The following is a 14,568-nucleotide window of genomic DNA, read 5'->3' on the forward strand; positions in this document are numbered from 1 at the left end:
CGTCCGCGCTCACTGCGCGATCTGCTTGATCTCGAACGGCACCGGCTGCTGAGCCGCGTGCGGGTGCTCCGCGCCAGCGTAGACCTTCAGCTTCGACAGAATCTGACGGCCCAGCTTGTTGTGGGGGATCATGCCCTTGACGGCCAGCTCGATCGCCTTCTCGGGGCGCTTGGTGAGCAGCTCCTCGTAGCCGACCTGCTTCAGACCACCGGGGTAGCCGGAGTGCCGGTAAGCGATCTTGGTCGCGCGCTTGTTGCCGGTGAGGGCAACCTTGCCGGCGTTGATGATGACCACAAAGTCGCCGGTGTCGACGTGCGGCGCGAAAGTCGGCTTGTGCTTACCGCGCAGGAGATTGGCGGTGTGGGTGGCGAGCCGGCCCAGCACGACGTCAGAAGCGTCGATAACGTGCCACTGACGCTCGATCTCACCCGGCTTCGGGCTGTACGTACGCACAGGTCTACCTTGTCTCGTCGTAGGTCTGTGTGACCGCGGGCGAACCTGCCCACGACCAACGGATTCTGCGATGCCGGCCGGTCGCAAACGGACCGGCGCGCGAACGACAAGCCTACCTGAGCATCAGGACTACCGGCTCGACGCCACCTCTCGCACAACAGCCGCTAACGATACCCGGTGCCTCCCGGCGAGGTCAAAACGGCCTGCTTGCCCTGTGGTATGCCGTTCGATGTCCGGTTTCCCGCCGTCGGCTCACAGCGATCGAGGTCGCGCGGTGCGGCAGGGTTCACACCACGGGTACGCGCATCGGAACAACATGGCAATCACATGTTCGTAATTTGCTGGTCATGACCGCCATCGCGCCTGCGCCGCCGGCATCGAAGCCCGCCGCGATCAGCAACTGGGACCCCGAGGACCCGCAGTTCTGGGCCTCCACCGGCCGCCGAGTCGCCCGGCGGAACCTGGTGTTCTCCATCTTCGCCGAGCACCTGGGCTTCTCCGTGTGGACGCTCTGGAGCGTCGTGGTGGTGGCGATGCCGGCCGCCGCCTTCCCGTTCACCGTCGATCAGAAGTTCTGGCTGGTCGCGCTGCCGAACCTGATCGGGGCGCTGATGCGTATCCCGTACACCTTCGCGGTTACCCGGTTCGGCGGGCGCACCTGGACCATGATCAGCGCACTGCTGCTGCTGATCCCGATCGCGGGCATGGTGTTCGCGGTCACGGCCAAGCCGCCGTACTGGGCGGTGCTGCTCGTCGCGGCGACGGCCGGCCTCGGCGGCGGCAACTTCGCCTCCTCCATGACCAACATCTCCTTCTTCTACCCGGAGAAGGAGAAGGGCGTCGCGCTCGGCCTGAACGCGGCCGGTGGCAACCTCGGCATCAGCGTGATGCAGCTGGTGGTGCCGATCGCGCTGTCCTTCGGCCTGGTGTACGGCGGGCTGATGTGGCTGCCGCTGGTGCTGGCCGCCGCGCTCTGCGCCCGCCTGTTCATGAACAACCTCGAAGTGGCGAAGTCGCCGCTGAAGGCCCAGTTCGCCACGGTCAAGCGGGCGCACACGTGGATCATGTCCTTCCTCTACATCGGCACCTTCGGCTCGTTCCTGGGCTACTCCGCCGCCTTCCCGCTCGTGCTCAAGCTGCAGTTCCCGCAGGCCCCGACCGCCCACCTGGGCGCGGCGACGATCACCCTGGCCTTCACCGGCCCGCTCGTCGGCTCGCTGGCCCGCCCGTTCGGCGGCTGGCTGTCGGACAAGGTCGGCGGAGCCAGGGTCACCGCGGCCTGCTTCATGATCATGGGCCTGGGCTCGTACGGCGTCATCGCGGCGGTCCAGGCCAAGAGCATGGGCGGTTTCCTCGCCGCGTTCCTGCTGCTGTTCACGGCCGCCGGTGCGGGCAACGGCTCGACCTACCGGATGATCCCGGCGATCTTCGCCGCCACGTCGAAGGACCTGGTCACCGCGAAGCGGGAGTCGGCGGCCACGCTGGGCATCGCCGGCGCGGTAGGCGCGCTGGGCGGCTTCTACCTGCCCCGGGCCATCAGTGACTCGATCAACGCGACCGGCGGCATCGGCACCGCCTTCGGCTGGTTCGCCGTGATGTACGGCACGTGCCTGGCCGTCACCTGGTGGTGCTACCTGCGCCGGCGCGTCCTGGTGACCCAGGCCCCCAGCCTCGCCCACGCGGGCGTCTGACCATCCCATCTCTCCCCGCCCCGATCCCGGCCGCCTCCGGGGTCGGGGCATTCGACATCTTCGTCCGGCCGTGACGGCCTCGATCCACCCGACTTGCCGGGCACCTGGCCGTATCTTGCGCGCGCATACACCCGTCTGCCTGGCAAATCCGCTGATCAAGGCGGCTTCGCGCTGTCGGGTACGCCACAGCGTTGCTGCTTGCGAAATAGTTGAAGTTTCACCAAAGTTGGTGACAGGTGGCTGACAGAGCCAGACCGACTTCGGAGGAAAGACAATGTCGCTCGTTCTCGACAACCACGCGCAGGACCTGCTGTTCCGTAGCGCGCGCACCGCCAACACGTTCACCGATGAGCCGGTGACCGACGAGCAGGTGCGGGCGATCTACGACCTGGTCAAGTACGCGCCCACCTCGCTGAACATGCAGCCGCTGCGGGTGGTGCTGGTGCGCTCCGAGCAGGCCCGCGAGCGCCTGGTCGAGCAGATGGCCGACGGCAACAAGGACAAGACCGGCAAGGCGCCGCTGGTGGCGATCCTCGCCGCGGACACGAACTTCCACGACCGCCTGCCCGACCTGTTCCCGCACGCCCCCGGCATCCGCGACTGGTTCACCGGCGACGACGCCGCCCGCGCCCACACCGCGCAGTTCAACGCCGCCCTGCAGGTGGGCTACTTCATCCTGGGCGTGCGCGCGGCCGGTCTGGCCGCGGGCCCGATGACCGGCTTCGACGCGACCGGCATCGAGAAGGAGTTCTTCAGCGACGGGCAGCACCGGGTGCTGGCCGTCGTGAACATCGGCAAGCCGGGCGAGGGTGCCTGGTACGACCGCAACCCGCGGCTGGCGTACGACGATGTCGTAAAGACGGCCTGATAGAGACGATGAGGGGTGGGGGCCGGTGTCCCCACCCCTCTAGGGTGTGATGCATGGTGACCATCGCGACGCAGACGGAAGAGGTCTCCTGGCTCAACGACCAGGAGCAGGAGGCGTGGCGCAGTTTCATCTTCACCGCGAAGCTCGTGCTGGCCGAGCTGGAGCGGGGGATGGCCCAGCACGACCTCTCCGGGACCGACTACGGGGTGCTGGTGAGCCTCTCCGAGGCGCCCGACCGGCGCCTGCGCATGTCGGAGCTGGCTCAGACGATGCTGCTGGAGAAGAGCCGGTTGTCACACCAGATCACCCGGATGGAGCGCGCCGGGCTGGTGCGCCGGCAGAGCTGCCCGTCCGATCGGCGGGGGCAGTTCGCCGTGCTCACCGACGAGGGGTGGGAGACGATCCGGCGGGTCGCGCCGTTTCATGTCGCGCTGGTGCGCTCGATCTTCATCGACCGGCTGACCCCGCGGCAGCTGGTGCAGCTGACGGAGCTGTTCGCCCCGCTGCACACCTCGATGCGGGAGCAGTGCCCCAAGGACGAAGGGGAATGTTAAAGGTCCTGGATGATGCGCAAGGCCCGGCCGACCTTGCGCATCGTGTCGGTGTCGACGACGTCCACCATGTCGGTGAACCACTTCTTCATGGGTGACGACACCCGGTCGGGCATGATGATCAGCTCGCCCATCGGCACCGCCAGCGGCGAGTCGCGGAGCTCGTCCTCCTCGACGACCTCCGCGACGATGACGATCGGCACATCGGTGCTGTTGTACACATCCGAGCTGATGACCAGGCCGAGCCTTTCGCGGGCCCCGTCGATCCGCCAGATCTCGCCTCTACGCAGCACGCCGCCCCCGTCCTGACAGTTCCAGGCGTACCAATTCGACTTCGCGCTCATCGTCCAGCGCGTTCTTCTCCAGCCGGTCGACGCCCGCCCGGCGCACCACGTCCGCGTGCGCGGTGAACAGTTCCCGCAGGGCCTTCTCCCGCGCGGCTTGGTCCATCCAAGCCGACAGCGACAGGCCGTCGCGCTCGGCGTACCGGCGCGCTTCCTCAATCGTCTCGTCCGTGAAGGACAGCGTTACTTTGGCAGTCATGCCGATTAGATTACGCCCGGTGTGACCACGAGTCATCCTGTTCTTCATGCCAGATCCGTGAGTGAAAATCGCCCATTCTGAGCACTTTTACGCACTGTGACGTCATCGTAACCGTAAGCGCCCGGATGGGATAATCAACCATTCGGACGATCATCACGGTCACTGGACGGCTGACCCCGTAAAACACCCTCCCCGACCGGCCCCGCGTCGGGCGCAACGTCACCAACAGCGGTTTCGCGCGCGACGTGCGCGGCTCTTAGCAGGTTGGAAACACGGGGGACGTCCCGGCGAAACTCCCGGACCGCAGGATTTCGCACATGACGCCCTCGGCCCCACCCGACACTCGAGCCACGGCACTGCCGTTGCTCGGGTCGCCGCGTGAGGTCGCCACCCACTGCCCGTACTGCGCCCTGCAGTGCGGGATGACCCTGCGCGAGACCCCGGAGGGGCGGGTCGAGGTCGCCGCACGCGACTTCCCCACCAACCGCGGCGGGCTCTGCCAGAAGGGCTGGACGTCGGCCGAGCTGCTGGACCACCCCGAGCGGCTGACCACCCCGCTGATCAAGGGGCAGCCCGCGACCTGGGACGAGGCCTACGACTACATCGTCGACGGCATCCGCCGGGTGCAGGAGACACACGGGCGCGACGCGGTCGCGGTGTTCGGCGGCGGCGGGCTCACCAACGAGAAGGCGTACGCGCTGGGCAAGTTCGCCCGGGTGGCGCTGCGCACCGCCAACATCGACTACAACGGCCGCTTCTGCATGAGCTCGGCGGCGGCCGCCGGCAACCGCGCGTTCGGCATCGACCGCGGGCTGCCGTTCCCGATGGCGGACATCGCCGAGGCCGACACCCTGCTGCTGATCGGCGCGAACGTCGCCGAGACCATGCCGCCCTTCGCCCGATACCTCACCGGGCAGCGCCAGCGCGGCGGCACCCAGATCGTCGTGGACCCGCGGGCCACCCCGACGGCGCGCGCCGCCACCCTGCACCTGCAGCCCACCCCCGGCACCGACCTGGCGCTCGCACTGGGCCTGCTGCACATCGTGGTCGCCGAGGGCCTGACCGACCAGGCCTACCTGGCCGAGCGCACCACCGGCTGGGACGCGGTCCGCAAGACCGTCGCGGCGTACTGGCCCGCCCGGGTGGAGCTGCTCACCGGTGTGCCCGTGGCCGACCTGGAGGCCACCGCGCGGGCCCTGGCGAGCGCCGACCGCGCGATCATCCTGACCGCGCGCGGCGCCGAGCAGCACGCCAAGGGCGTGGACACGGTCACCGCGTTCATCAACCTGGCCCTGGCCCTCGGGCTGCCCGGCCGGCCGGGCTCCGGTTACGGCTGCCTCACCGGGCAGGGCAACGGCCAGGGCGGGCGCGAGCACGGGCAGAAGGCCGACCAGCTGCCCGGCTACCGGAAGATCGACGACCCGGCCGCGCGGGCGCACGTCGCCGGCGTGTGGGGCGTCGACCCCGACAGCCTGCCCGGTCCCGGCCTGTCCGCGTACGAGTTGCTCGACGCGTTGGGGCAGCCCGGCGGCCCGAAGGCCATGCTGGTGTTCGGCTCCAACCCGGTGGTGTCCGCGCCCCGCGCGGCCCGGATCACCGAGCGGCTCCGGTCGCTGGATCTGTTAATTGTCTGTGACTTCGTGCTGAGCGAGACCGCGGCCATCGCCGATGTGGTGCTTCCCGTGGCACAGTGGGCGGAGGAAGACGGCACCATGACCAATTTGGAGGGCCGGGTGCTGCGGCGCCGCGCCCTCCGCAAGCCACCGCCAGGGACAGGGACGGATCTGGCGGTGATGGCCGAGCTGGCCTCCCGGCTCGGCCGAACCGGGGACGGTCGCTCCGTCGCCGGTGGCGAGCAGTCCGGCGGGTTCTCCGCCGAGCCGCGCGCCGTCTTCGAAGAGCTGCGGCGGGCCACCGCCGGAGGGGTCGCCGATTACGCAGGCGTCACGTGGGAGCGGGTGGACGCCGAGAACGGCGTTTTCTGGCCGTGCCCCGCGGCGGACCGGGCAGGCACGCCGCGGCTCTTCGAAGAAGGCTTCCCGACCCCGGACGGTCGCGCCCGCTTGACCGCGGTGGAGCACCGGCCGGTGGCTGAGGAGATCGACGCCGAGTACCCGCTCTACCTCACCACGGGGCGGGTGCTGGCGCAGTACCAGTCCGGAGCGCAGACCCGCCGCATCGCGGCGCTGCCCGGCGGGCCGTTCGTCGAGCTGCACCCGGATCTGGCCGAGCGGCTCGACATCGACGACGGCGACACGGTGCGGGTGGTCAGCCGCCGCGGCGAGATGATCGCGCCCGCCCGGCTCGTCACCACGATCCGACCCGACACCCTCTTCGCGCCCTTCCACTACTCCGGCATGGGCCGGGCCAACTCGCTCACCGGCGACGCGTTGGACCCGATCTCGCGGATGCCGGAGTTCAAGGTCTGTGCCGTACGAATCGAGCCGGTGACACCATGAACCATGGCAACACCGCGCGGCATGGCTCTGCCCTGCCGCCTGCCGAGCGACCCCGCACCTCCCCCCACCACGTGATCGTCATCGGATACGGCATGGCCGGCGCCCGGCTGGCGACGGAGCTGTCGGCCGCGTCCGGCATCGAGGTCACCGTGCTCGGCGCCGAACCGCACCGGGCCTACAACCGCATCCTGCTGTCCAGCGTGCTGGCCGGCAAGCACGGCGAAACCGACATCACGCTGACCGAGGCCGCCGGGCACGGGGTGAAGACCCGCACCGGGGTGACCGTCACCGGCGTCGACCGCGCCGCCCGCACCGTCACCCTCGACGGCGGCGAGCAGCTCAATTACGACCACCTGGTGCTGGCCACCGGATCACAGGCGATCGTGCCGCCGATCCCGGGACTGGAACAGCCGCACCCGCGCGTCGCCACGTTCCGGACGTTGGCGGACTGCCGCCGCATCCTCGACGCCGCGCAGGGCGCGCGCACCGCGCTCGTGCTCGGTGGCGGGCTGCTCGGCCTGGAGGCCGCGCGCGGGCTGGCCGGCCGCGGGCTGGCGGTCGAGGTCGTGCACGGCGTGGGCCACCTGATGGAGCGGCAGCTCGACCCGGGGGCCAGCGCGGTGCTGGTGCGCACGCTCGCCGGGCACGGCGTGGCCGTGCACCTGGCGTCGTCGGCGACCGGGGTCAGCGCCGACGACAACGGCGTGACACTGCGGCTGAACGATCGCAACCTGCGTGCCGACCTGCTGGTGCTGGCGTGCGGGGTGCGCGCCGAGACGGGCCTGGCCCGCGCGGCGGGGCTGCGCGTGGAGCGCGGCATCGTCATCGACCGGCACCTGGCCACCTCCGACCGGCGCATCTCGGCCATCGGCGACTGCGCGCAGTTCGGCGAGGTCGTCGGCGGGCTGGTCGCGCCCGCCTGGGAGCAGGCCAAGGTGCTGGCCGCCCGGCTCACCGGAGCCGACCCCGACGCGGTGTACGTGCCGAGTTCGCCGGTCACCCGGCTCAAGGCCTCCGGCATCGACCTGGCCGCGATGGGCAGCCTGCAACCGGACGCCGCCTGCGAGGACGTCAGCTTCGCCGACCCGGCCCGGGGCACGTACGCCCGCCTGGTCATCCGCGACGACCGGCTGACCGGCGCGGTGATGCTGGGCGACAACCCCAGCGTCGGCCAGGTCATCCAGCTCTTCGACCGTAAGGGCGTGGTGCCGCGCGACCGGCGCGCGCTGCTGCTCGGGCGGTCCCTGGGCGGCGCGGAGGCGCCGGTCGCCACGACCACGCCCGCGCTCATGCCCGACAACGCCACCGTGTGCCAGTGCAACACGGTCACCAAGGGCGCGCTGGTGCGCTGCTGGCGCTCCGGCGCCCGCTCGCTCGACGACGTCGTCGCCAAGACTCGCGCCACCACCGGCTGCGGCAGCTGCAAGGACGCGGTTGACGGCATCGTCGGGTGGCTGTCCACCTCAGACAGTGTGGGGGTGTCCTGAACATGACGAAGAAGCTGGTGGTCGCCGGGTACGGCATGGTGGCGCAGCGCTTCCTGGAGGCGTTCGCGGAGCGGGCCGCCGACGGCTGGTCGGTGACCGTGCTGGCCGAGGAGGACCGCCCGGCGTACGACCGGGTCCGGCTGTCGGCCTGGTTCGACGACTACGACGCCGGGGCGCTGCACCTGGGCGGCGCGCCCGACGGGGTCGCGGTGCGACTGAACGAGGCCGTGACCGGGATCGACCGGGAGCGCCGGGTCGTGCACAGCGCCTCCGGCGAGACGCCGTACGACGCGCTGGTGCTGGCCACCGGCTCGCGGGCGTTCGTCCCGCCGATCGCGGGCAGCGACCTGCCCGGTGTCTTCGTGTACCGCACCCTCGACGACCTGGCCGCGCTGAAGGACTGGGCGACCGCGAACGGCCGCCGGGTCGGCGCGGTGCTCGGCGGCGGCCTGCTCGGCCTGGAGGCCGCGAACGCGCTGAAGCTGCTGGGCATCACCACGCACGTCGTCGAGTTCGCGCCACGGCTGATGCCGCTGCAGGTGGACGAGGGCGGCGGCGCGGTGCTGAAGCGCCACATCGAGGCGCTCGACGTCACCGTGCACACCGGGCGCGGCTGCGCGGGCCTGGAGGGCGACGCGGACGGCGTACGCCGGATGCTGTTCAACGACGGCGGCTCGCTCGACGTGGACGTGGTCGTCGTGGCCGCAGGCATCCGGCCGCGCGATGAGCTGGCCGAGCCGTCCGGCCTGGCCCGCGGCCCGCGCGGCGGCTTCACGGTCGACGCCGCGTGCGCGACCGCCGACCCGGCGGTATGGGCGATCGGCGAGTGCGCCGCGCTGTCCCTCGACGAGACCGGCGGGGTCTGCTACGGCCTGGTCGCGCCCGGATACGCGATGGCCGAGGTGGTCGCCGACCGGCTGACCGGCGGCGAGGCGACGATGGCCCGCCCGGACACCTCCACCAAGCTCAAGCTGCTCGGCGTGGACGTGGCCAGCTTCGGCACCCCGTTCGCCGACGGGCTGGACGTGGTCGTCACCGACCAGGTCACCGGCGTGTACGCGAAGCTGCTGCTCACCGACGACGCGAAGACCCTGCTCGGCGGCATCCTGGTCGGCGACGCCAGCGCGTACCCGACGCTGCGGGCCTCGCTCGGCGGGCCGCTGCCCGCGCCGCCGCTGGCGCTGCTCGCCCCGGCCGGGGACGGGTCGCCGAAGGCCGAACTGCCGGGCACCGCGCAGGTGTGCTCCTGCCACGCGGTGACCAAGGACCACGTCACCGACGCCATCGCCGGCGGCTGCACCGACGTGCCGGGGCTGAAGGCCTGCACCAAGGCGGGCACCGGCTGCGGCTCCTGCATCCCGCTGCTCAAGCAGCTGCTGGCCGCGGGCGGGGTGGCGCAGTCCAAGGCGCTGTGCGAGCACTTCACCTACTCGCGCCAGGAACTGTTCGACATCATCCGGGTGCGCGGCATCCGCTCGTTCACCGAGCTGGTCGCCGCGCACGGCACCGGCCGGGGCTGTGACATCTGCAAGCCCGCGATCGCGTCGATCCTGGCCGTGACCAACAGCGGCTACATCCTCGACGGCGAGGAAGCCGCGCTGCAGGACACCAACGACCACTTCCTCGCCAACATCCAGCGCGACGGCACGTACTCGGTGGTGCCGCGCATCCCCGGTGGTGAGATCACCCCGGAGAAACTGATCGTGATCGGCGAGGTGGCCCGCGACTTCGGGCTCTACACGAAAATCACGGGTGGCCAGCGCATCGACCTGTTCGGCGCGCGGGTCGAGCAGCTGCCGCAGATCTGGCACCGGCTCGTGGACGCGGGGTTCGAGTCCGGGCACGCGTACGGCAAGGCGCTGCGCACGGTGAAGAGCTGCGTCGGCGAGACCTGGTGCCGGTACGGCGTGCAGGACTCGGTCGGGCTGGCCATCGAGCTGGAGCTGCGCTACCGGGGCCTGCGCGCCCCGCACAAGCTCAAGTCGGCGGTGAGCGGCTGCGCCCGCGAGTGCGCCGAGGCCCGCAGCAAGGACTTCGGCATCATCGCCACGGAGAAGGGCTGGAACCTCTACGTCGCCGGCAACGGCGGGTTCCGGCCCCGGCACGCGGACCTGTTCCTCACCGACGTCAGCACCGAGGAGCTGATCCGCACCATCGACCGGTTCCTCATGTACTACATCCGCACCGCCGACCGGCTGCAGCGCACCGCCGCCTGGCTGGAGGCGATGGAGGGCGGTCTCGACCATCTGCGTGCCGTCATCGTCGACGACGCGCTGGGACTGTGCGCGGAACTCGACGCGCAGATGGCCCGCCACGTCGGGTCGTACGCCGACGAGTGGCAGGCCACGCTGCAGGACCCGCAGCGTCTCGCACGTTTCGTCTCGTTCGTCAACGCGCCGGGCACGCCCGACCCCGACATCAGCTTCGAGGTCGAGCGGGGGCAGAAGATCCCTGCCCGCGGTCCGGTGCCGGTAACCCTGGGAGGTGCCCGATGACCACGGCGACCCTGACCGCCACCTGGACGGCGATCTGCTCGTACAGCCGACTGGAGGCGGAACGCGGCGTGGCCGCGCTCGTCGACGGCGTCCAGCTAGCGATCTTCCGCACCTACTCCGGCGAGCTGTTCGCCATCGGCAACCGCGACCCGATCGCCGGCGCGCAGGTGATGTCGCGCGGCATCGTCGGCACCCGCGGCGACGCCCCGACCGTCGCGTCCCCGCTGCACAAGCAGGTGTACGACCTGCGTACCGGCGAGTGCCTGGACGTGAGCGGGGTGGCCGTGCCGACGTACCCGATCCGCCGCAACGGCGACACGGTCGAAGTGGCTGTGGAAATACCATGACCGAGGTTCTCCCGACGGGGAAGGCCAGCTCATGACCGAGCTTGCGGGGTTCACGGTCGGGGTCACCGCCGACCGGCGGCGCGACGAGCTCGCCGCGCTGCTGGAGCGGCGCGGCGCGCGGGTCGTCATCGCCCCCGCGCTGCGTATCGTGCCGCTGCACGACGACTCCCAACTGCGCGAGGCGACCCGGCGCTGCCTGGACACACCGCCCGACATCGTGGTCGCCAACACCGGCATCGGCATGCGCGGCTGGCTGGAGGCCGCCGAGGGCTGGGGCCTGGCCGACCCGCTGCGGACGGTGCTGGCCGAGGCGTACATCGTGGCCCGCGGCCCGAAGGCGCGCGGCGCGGTGCGTGCCGCCGGCCTGCACGACCAGTGGTCGCCGGACTCCGAGAGCTGCGACGAGTGCCTGGCCCACCTGCTCAAGCGGGGCGTGGGCGGGCAGACGGTGGCGGTGCAGCTGCACGGCGACCAGCAACCGGAGTTCTGCGCGTCGCTGCGCGCGGCCGGTGCCGAGGTCATCGAGGTGCCCGTGTACCGCTGGGCGCCGCCGCTGGACTCGGCGCCGCTGCACCGTCTGGTCGACCTCGTGTCGAACCGGCTGGTCGACGCCATCACCTTCACCTCGGCCCCGGCCGTCGGCGCGCTGCTGGCGGCGGCCGGGCCGGGTGGGGACGCGGTGCTGGAGGCGCTGCGGGCCGACGTGGTCGCCGCCTGCGTCGGACCGGTGACGGCCGCCCCGCTGATCAGGCAGGGCATCCCGGTCATCGCCCCGGCGCGGGCCCGGCTCGGCGCTCTGGTCCGTGCCATCGCCGACGAACTGCCCCGGCGGGCGGTCACCCTGCAGGTCGCCGAGCACCAGCTGACCCTGCGCGGACACGCGGCGATGGTCGACGGCGAACTGCGCCCGCTCGCCCCGGCCCCGATGGCCGTGCTGCGCGCGCTGGCCGCCATGCCGGGCAAGGTGCGCTCCCGGGCCTCGCTGCTGCCCGCGCTGCCGCGCGGCGCGGACGAGCACGCCGTCGAGATGGCCGTGGCCAGGCTGCGTGCCGGTCTGGGTGATCCCGCCTTCGTCCAGACGGTGGTCAAAAGGGGCTACCGGCTGCCGGTGGACTGAAACCGCCAACGGACGTATGGTCCCCGCGTGATGCGTTTCTGGGGCAGGCTGCTGGCAGCGGCGTTCGGCATGGCGGCGCTGGTCGGGGCAGCCCAGTTCGGCGTCGTTTATGGACTCGACGTGCTGCGGCTGGACCGCGAGTTCGTCGCGGGCACCGACAACGACTGGAACCTGCAGCTCACCTGGGTGGTGTGGTTCACCATCGTGGCGGTGGCCGGCGGGGCGACCTTCGCGGCCGGGCTGGCCCAGCGTGACCGCCGCCGCATCGGCGCGGCGGTGCGTATCGTCACCGCGGTGGCCGCGGCGCTGGGCGCGGCGGCGGCCGCCTTCCCGCTGACGTTGCAGCCCGCGCGGTACGCCCGGCTCAGCGCGGCGTTCGACCCGGAACTGACCGCCGCCATCGCGGTGGCCGCCGGGGTCGTCGCGGGCCTGTTCGTGGCGCTGCTGGCGGTCGGCCGGATGCCGCTGTCGGCCGACCTGTGGGCCTGCACCGGTGCGGTGTGGCTGCTGGCGATCCTGTCCTACCTGGACACCACCGGGTTCTCCCGCAACCGCGACGCGCTGGGCGAGTACTACGACCCGATGCGGTTGGGCGTGCTCGACATCAGCGCCCTGCAGCCGATCCCCCGCGCCTCGTTCTCGATGCCCGTGATCGCGCTGGTGGTGGCGCTGGCCTGCGGCCTGACCGCCCGGCACGTGGGCCGCTCGCGACTGCTGATCGCACTGTCCGGGGCGATCGGCCCGCTGCCGGTCGCGATGGCGTACGTCATCGGCGGCCCCGGCATCTCCCGCGCCCTGACCGACCAGGCCGACGCCTACCTCGGCGCGATGATCGCTGTGGTGGTCGGCCTGATCGCCTCGTCCATCATCGCCCTGGCCCCCCGCCGCCCCGGCGTCCTCTGACCGCGCCGCTGCGGCGCGGCACCTCAAGATCACTCGACTTGCCTGGCACCTGGTCGTATCCGGCTTCAAGATACGCACAGGTGCCAGGCAAGTCGGACGATCAAGCCGGAGGTCAGGCCAGCGGGAGGTAGACCTGGCCGCCGGAGGCGACGAATTCGGCGGACTTGTCGGCCATTCCCTTGGCGGCGTACTCCTTCAGTTCCTGGCTGATGCGCATGCTGCAGAACTTCGGGCCGCACATGGAGCAGAAGTGCGCGGTCTTCGCGGCGGGGGCGGGCAGCGTCTCGTCGTGATAGGAGCGTGCGGTCTCCGGGTCCAGGGACAGGTTGAACTGGTCCTCCCAGCGGAACTCGAAGCGCGCCTTGGACAGCGCGTCGTCCCACGCCTGCGCGCCGGGATGCCCCTTGGCCAGGTCAGCGGCGTGCGCCGCGATCTTGTACGCGATCACGCCCGCCTTCACGTCGTTGCGGTCCGGCAGGCCCAGGTGCTCCTTGGGCGTGACGTAGCAGAGCATCGCGGTGCCGTACATGGCGATCATCGCGGCGCCGATGGCGCTGGTGATGTGGTCGTACGCCGGGGCGATGTCGGTGGTCAGCGGGCCGAGCGTGTAGAAGGGCGCCTCGTGGCACACCTCCTGCTGCAGGTCCACGTTCTCCTTGATCTTGTGCATGGGCACGTGCCCCGGTCCCTCGACCATCACCTGCACGTCGTGCCGCCAGGCGATCTCGGTCAGCTCGCCGAGGGTGCGCAGTTCGCCGAACTGGGCCTCGTCGTTGGCGTCGGCGATAGAACCGGGGCGCAGCCCGTCGCCGAGGGAGAAGGTGATGTCGTACCTCGCGAAGATCTCGCAGAGCTCCTCGAAGTTGGTGTAGAGGAAGTTCTCCTGGTGCTTGGCCAGGCACCAGGCCGCCATGATGGAGCCGCCGCGCGACACGATGCCGGTGACCCGGTCGGCGGCCAGCGGGACGTAGCGCAGCAGCACGCCCGCGTGCACGGTCATGTAGTCCACGCCCTGCTCGGCCTGCTCGATGATGGTCTCGCGGTAGATCTCCCAGGTCAGCTTGAGCGGATCGCCCTTGACCTTCTCCAGCGCCTGGTAGATCGGCACGGTGCCGATCGGCACGGCCGAATTGCGCATGATCGCTTCGCGGGTCTCGTGGATGCGCGGGCCGGTGGACAGGTCCATCACGGTGTCCGCACCCCAGCGGGTGGCCCAGGTCAGCTTCTCCACCTCCTCCGCGACGTCGGAGGTGACCGCGGAGGTGCCGATGTTGGCGTTGACCTTCACCAGGAACGCCTTGCCGATGATCATCGGCTCGACCTCGGGGTGGTTGACGTTCGCGGGCAGCACGGCCCGGCCCGCCGCGATCTCGTCGCGCACCAGCTCCGGGGTGACGCCCTCGCGCAGGGCCACGTACTCCATCTCCGGCGTGATGATCCCGGCCCGGGCGCAGCCGAGCTGGGTCACCGGCGCGCCGTGGAGCCTGCGGTCGGCCACCCAGTTCGCCCGCGGCAGGTCGTCGAAGACCCCCGGGCCGGACGTGTCGTAGAGCCGGACCGGGGTGCTGCCGTCGGTCAGGTCGACCTCGGCGAACGGCACCTGGATGTCGGGGCGGGACCCCGACACGTAGACCTTGCGCCTCATGCTGCCTCC

13 protein-coding genes are annotated in these 14,568 nt (G+C 71.0%); 9 read left to right on the forward strand and 4 right to left on the reverse strand.

The window, feature by feature from the left end; genetic code table 11:
• Positions 1-9: 9 nt before the first annotated feature.
• Positions 10-453 carry a 50S ribosomal protein L13 gene (gene rplM / locus AB0B35_RS24515; protein ID WP_360539493.1) on the reverse strand — a complete coding sequence of 148 codons (444 nt, stop codon included), beginning with the start codon at positions 451-453 and terminating at the stop codon, positions 10-12.
• A 347-nt stretch (positions 454-800) separates the two neighbouring features.
• Here rplM and AB0B35_RS24520 point away from each other — a divergent pair, with 347 nt between their 5' ends.
• The 3 genes from AB0B35_RS24520 to AB0B35_RS24530 all read left to right on the forward strand — a co-directional run bounded on the left by AB0B35_RS24520 (position 801) and on the right by AB0B35_RS24530 (position 3,566).
• Positions 801-2,144 carry an MFS transporter gene (locus AB0B35_RS24520; RefSeq protein WP_360539491.1) on the forward strand — a complete coding sequence of 448 codons (1,344 nt, stop codon included), beginning with the start codon at positions 801-803 and terminating at the stop codon, positions 2,142-2,144.
• A 274-nt stretch (positions 2,145-2,418) separates the two neighbouring features.
• Positions 2,419-3,012 (forward strand): malonic semialdehyde reductase, encoded by a 594-nt coding sequence (locus tag AB0B35_RS24525; RefSeq protein ID WP_361049259.1) that lies wholly within the window; start codon positions 2,419-2,421, stop codon positions 3,010-3,012.
• A 53-nt stretch (positions 3,013-3,065) separates the two neighbouring features.
• Positions 3,066-3,566, forward strand: coding sequence for a MarR family transcriptional regulator (locus AB0B35_RS24530; RefSeq protein ID WP_361049261.1), 501 nt, complete (start codon positions 3,066-3,068; stop codon positions 3,564-3,566).
• Here AB0B35_RS24530 and AB0B35_RS24535 read toward each other — a convergent pair.
• Entirely contained in the window at positions 3,563-3,856 is a 294-nt protein-coding gene (locus tag AB0B35_RS24535; RefSeq protein WP_144121783.1) for a type II toxin-antitoxin system PemK/MazF family toxin, read from the reverse strand. The two genes, AB0B35_RS24530 and AB0B35_RS24535, sit on opposite strands and share 4 nt — an antisense overlap.
• Complete coding sequence (locus AB0B35_RS24540; RefSeq protein ID WP_155374111.1) at positions 3,846-4,106, reverse strand: DUF6364 family protein; 261 nt, start codon at positions 4,104-4,106, stop codon at positions 3,846-3,848. Before AB0B35_RS24540 ends, AB0B35_RS24535 begins: the two co-directional genes overlap by 11 nt.
• A 317-nt stretch (positions 4,107-4,423) precedes the next feature.
• On the opposite strand from AB0B35_RS24540, the gene AB0B35_RS24545 reads away from it, so the two are divergent.
• From AB0B35_RS24545 to AB0B35_RS24570, 6 genes are read left to right on the forward strand one after another with little or no spacing between them, the layout of a single operon-like run.
• A complete protein-coding gene (locus tag AB0B35_RS24545; protein ID WP_361049264.1) occupies positions 4,424-6,565 on the forward strand; it encodes a molybdopterin oxidoreductase family protein in 2,142 nt (713 codons plus the stop codon).
• Positions 6,562-8,052 (forward strand): FAD-dependent oxidoreductase, encoded by a 1,491-nt coding sequence (locus AB0B35_RS24550; RefSeq protein WP_361049266.1) that lies wholly within the window; start codon positions 6,562-6,564, stop codon positions 8,050-8,052. Before AB0B35_RS24545 ends, AB0B35_RS24550 begins: the two co-directional genes overlap by 4 nt.
• A 2-nt stretch (positions 8,053-8,054) precedes the next feature.
• Positions 8,055-10,547, forward strand: a complete 2,493-nt coding sequence (gene nirB / locus AB0B35_RS24555; protein WP_361049268.1) for a nitrite reductase large subunit NirB — start codon at positions 8,055-8,057, stop codon at positions 10,545-10,547.
• Entirely contained in the window at positions 10,544-10,894 is a 351-nt protein-coding gene (nirD, locus tag AB0B35_RS24560) for a nitrite reductase small subunit NirD (RefSeq protein ID WP_361049270.1), read from the forward strand. Before nirB ends, nirD begins: the two co-directional genes overlap by 4 nt.
• A 31-nt stretch (positions 10,895-10,925) precedes the next feature.
• Positions 10,926-12,011: a uroporphyrinogen-III synthase gene (locus AB0B35_RS24565; RefSeq protein ID WP_361049272.1), complete on the forward strand. Its 1,086-nt coding sequence runs from the start codon at positions 10,926-10,928 to the stop codon at positions 12,009-12,011.
• A gap of 27 nt (positions 12,012-12,038) precedes the next feature.
• Complete coding sequence (locus AB0B35_RS24570; RefSeq protein ID WP_361049274.1) at positions 12,039-12,914, forward strand: hypothetical protein; 876 nt, start codon at positions 12,039-12,041, stop codon at positions 12,912-12,914.
• Between the two features lie 112 nt (positions 12,915-13,026).
• On the opposite strand, the gene thiC is transcribed toward AB0B35_RS24570, so the two are convergent.
• On the reverse strand, positions 13,027-14,559 hold the full coding sequence (thiC, locus tag AB0B35_RS24575; protein ID WP_361049276.1) for a phosphomethylpyrimidine synthase ThiC: 1,533 nt from the start codon (positions 14,557-14,559) through the stop codon (positions 13,027-13,029).
• Positions 14,560-14,568 lie beyond the last annotated feature (9 nt).

The organism is Catellatospora sp. NPDC049133 (assembly GCF_040648455.1).
GTDB lineage: Bacteria > Actinomycetota > Actinomycetes > Mycobacteriales > Micromonosporaceae > Catellatospora > Catellatospora aurea.

Excerpts from the sequence above, each read along its gene's own strand:
- AB0B35_RS24520 (WP_360539491.1), top strand. The coding sequence starts at position 801 with ATGACCGCCATCGCGCCTGCGCCGCCGGCATCGAAGCCCGCCGCGATC.
- AB0B35_RS24525 (WP_361049259.1), top strand. The coding sequence starts at position 2,419 with ATGTCGCTCGTTCTCGACAACCACGCGCAGGACCTGCTGTTCCGTAGC.
- AB0B35_RS24530 (WP_361049261.1), top strand. The coding sequence starts at position 3,066 with ATGGTGACCATCGCGACGCAGACGGAAGAGGTCTCCTGGCTCAACGAC.
- AB0B35_RS24540 (WP_155374111.1), bottom strand. The coding sequence starts at position 4,106 with ATGACTGCCAAAGTAACGCTGTCCTTCACGGACGAGACGATTGAGGAA.
- AB0B35_RS24545 (WP_361049264.1), top strand. The coding sequence starts at position 4,424 with ATGACGCCCTCGGCCCCACCCGACACTCGAGCCACGGCACTGCCGTTG.
- AB0B35_RS24550 (WP_361049266.1), top strand. The coding sequence starts at position 6,562 with ATGAACCATGGCAACACCGCGCGGCATGGCTCTGCCCTGCCGCCTGCC.
- nirB (WP_361049268.1), top strand. The coding sequence starts at position 8,055 with ATGACGAAGAAGCTGGTGGTCGCCGGGTACGGCATGGTGGCGCAGCGC.
- nirD (WP_361049270.1), top strand. The coding sequence starts at position 10,544 with ATGACCACGGCGACCCTGACCGCCACCTGGACGGCGATCTGCTCGTAC.
- AB0B35_RS24565 (WP_361049272.1), top strand. The coding sequence starts at position 10,926 with ATGACCGAGCTTGCGGGGTTCACGGTCGGGGTCACCGCCGACCGGCGG.
- thiC (WP_361049276.1), bottom strand. The coding sequence starts at position 14,559 with ATGAGGCGCAAGGTCTACGTGTCGGGGTCCCGCCCCGACATCCAGGTG.